Source organism: Cellulomonas sp. Leaf334 (genome assembly GCF_001424195.1).
GTDB lineage: Bacteria > Actinomycetota > Actinomycetes > Actinomycetales > Cellulomonadaceae > Cellulomonas.
Map to the genome: position 1 here is coordinate 1 of NZ_LMOO01000002.1, position 2181 is coordinate 2181.

General features: G+C 37.0%; 1 protein-coding gene. It reads right to left on the reverse strand.

Going from position 1 to position 2181, the window contains the following annotated elements; all coding sequences use genetic code 11:
* Positions 1–820: 820 nt before the first annotated feature.
* Positions 821–2181: cytochrome P450 (locus tag ASF78_RS21965; protein WP_082494976.1), on the reverse strand; the 1361-nt coding region annotated here is incomplete at its 5' end.

Consider the following 2181-nt stretch of genomic DNA (forward strand, 5'->3'; position numbering starts at 1 on the left):
TAATGAGACGCTGTTTTGTTTAAATATAATTTTAGAACTACTCAGTTCTCTAGCTAAAAAAATAGAAGGCAGTGAAGTTAAAAATATCACCAAATAAAAAAAACTGTTTAAATATAATTTTAGAACTACTCAGTTCTCTAGCTAAAAAAATAGAAGGCAGTGAAGTTAAAAATATCACCAAATAAAAAAAACTTTTTACAAAAAAACAAAACCGACTTTGAAGTCGGTGTCTGCAGGTCTGTTGACTGTGTTTATTTTGCCACCGACTTCTAGAGCCACCAAAATGCCGGAGATATGGATTAACATACATAAAAAAAAAGTACGGTCGAATTGAGAACCTCCTCCTTTTTGGGAAGTCGGTTAAAAAATAATATGCTATCTACTTTAATTTAATGTTATTGAAAAACCTAAATTGGCTCTATATCTACAAAATATTTTATCTTGGTTAAAAAAATATAACATAATTACTCAAGCTCTAATTTTGGGCGTAAATTAAAGTATTTACCGACTTTAATTATTTGATGTATTTTCAACTGAATACGAAAACAACCTTTTAAGTTTGCTAAAAAAATGTCTGTCATCGCAATAAATATATTCAAATAGAAAAATAAAATAAGTTTTACTAAACAATTTAGGATGTAGTACATAGAAATATCTATTATCGCAAACCATTCAAATTAAAAAGTTATAAAATTTTCGCTAAAAAGGTAACTACAAAAAAACCTGCAATTTTTTCAAAAAAAAAACAGCGTCAACACAAAACTACAAATAAAAGAACCAAGCGCAAATAATTTACGTACTTTCAAAAAAATCAAAAAGATCAATGTTTTCTCGGGATCAAAAATAGGTTATACGTATCTTTAGGCAAAGCCACACACGCCGGTTTCTGTCTTAGATCTTCCAAATTTTCAGCCCCAATTTCAAACTCCTGCATTATACTGGCAAACATGACGAAACTCATCGTAGTTACTAAAGTTTGACCAATGCACGTTCGCTTACCTATACTAAAAGGCAGGAAATGTGGGATGTTCCTCTTAACAGACCAGACTTCTTTTTCCGTCTCCGCTGGCTTGCTCGGCCTTTCCCCATCAGATTCCATGCCGGAATCACAGAAAGAATTCCTTCGAACCCTAACTTTGGTCTTTTCTAGAAACCTTGATGGGTCAAATTTCTCCGGCTCATTCCAGTATTCCTCTGAAGTGTTTAGTTCATAGTTGTTTATGAAGACTATCGTTCCTTTTTCTACGCCATATCCTGAGATTGCTGCGTTCTCCGTAGCTACATGAGGAACGATAGGGGATGAGGCGTATCTTAGACATTCTAAGACAGTTGCTTCTGTGTATGGCAAACTATGACGGTCGAGTAATGTAACAGGCCTTTTGCCTTTAGTCAAACCGTCTAATTCTGCCCTAATCTTCCTGCCGACTTCAGGGTCTCTCGCCACAGCTGTCAAACATAACATGACAAGATTACCCACCGAAGAATGACCGCCTAGAAAATCTTCAAGCATGAAGATTATAGTATTTCTATCAACCGTCGGGTCTTCATGTAAAACTTTTAGCAACCCATCTAGAAAGTCCTTTTCAGGCCCTTCTATGTCCAGATCCAATTCCCTCTGTTCTACGATCCTTGAAAGAATGAACGAGCGAATATCTGAAGACCAGTTAGACAGTTTATCTAAATGCTTCTTGTAAAAAGGTTGGAGCCACGGCAGAAAATCTAAGGCATAACCTTGGTTAATCTCCCAGAAAATTTCGTCAAAATGGTCGACGATGCGCTTGAAATCTTCGTCGTTTTCGGCGTCAAATCTCACGTTGCACATGTAGTGCGAAAACATATTCATTGCTGTAGTCATTAAGATCGGTTTTAGGTTGATGCTGGAGTCTAAAGTACGGGTTATGTTTTTAAGTGTTTGTAGCAGTTCTATGGATTCGAATGTAGCGACGTCTCCGATGCGCGCGAAGTTGTCGGTGTGTTGTTTGGGTCCACAATGGCGGCGGGCGAGATTTCTTCTTCTTAGTTGAAGGTTTGACCAATCGCATAGTGCTAAGGAATTATTCCTATCGCCAGCAAAAAGTTGATGAAATCGGATAAAGTCAGGCCGTCCGCCGAAGAATTTTCCATTTTGATTCAAGACCTCCCGGATGAGGTCCAAATTATTAACCACTAGGCATTTCGACG